This is a genomic window from Polaribacter sp. BAL334 (assembly GCF_015767435.1).
Classification (GTDB): domain Bacteria; phylum Bacteroidota; class Bacteroidia; order Flavobacteriales; family Flavobacteriaceae; genus Polaribacter.
In genome coordinates this window covers 1-325 of sequence record NZ_JADWOV010000184.1, presented here as the reverse complement: position 1 = coordinate 325, position 325 = coordinate 1, and the positions used below count along the sequence as shown (strand labels likewise).

The following is a 325-nucleotide window of genomic DNA, read 5'->3' as shown; positions in this document are numbered from 1 at the left end:
ATAACATTGTTGCAGAAATCAAAAATAATCCACCAACTACAAAATGAATGAACATAAAAAACGTCCAAACTTGAGGTTTAGGACCAAACAAGCCTTTTAGTTCTGTTGTATTATTTTCTTTCTGAATAAATTCGAGATGTAATTGTGGAGACCAAAAATGTTCGTCTTTTTTGGGAACGCTTATAAAAATATGTTGATCTACAATGACCCCTCTACAATCCGATTTTTTTTGTTTGAAAACATCCGAAAAACGTTGAATGACAACATCCGAAGTTTCAGCTAAATCAATAGAAAAACGAGGACGCAAAAAAAGTTCTGCATTTCT

The 325-nt window shown here is 32.3% G+C and carries 1 pseudogene; it reads right to left on the bottom strand.

What is annotated here, in order from left to right:
• A pseudogene (locus IU405_RS00965) lies at positions 1-325 on the bottom strand (GTP-binding protein); the annotation flags it as partial.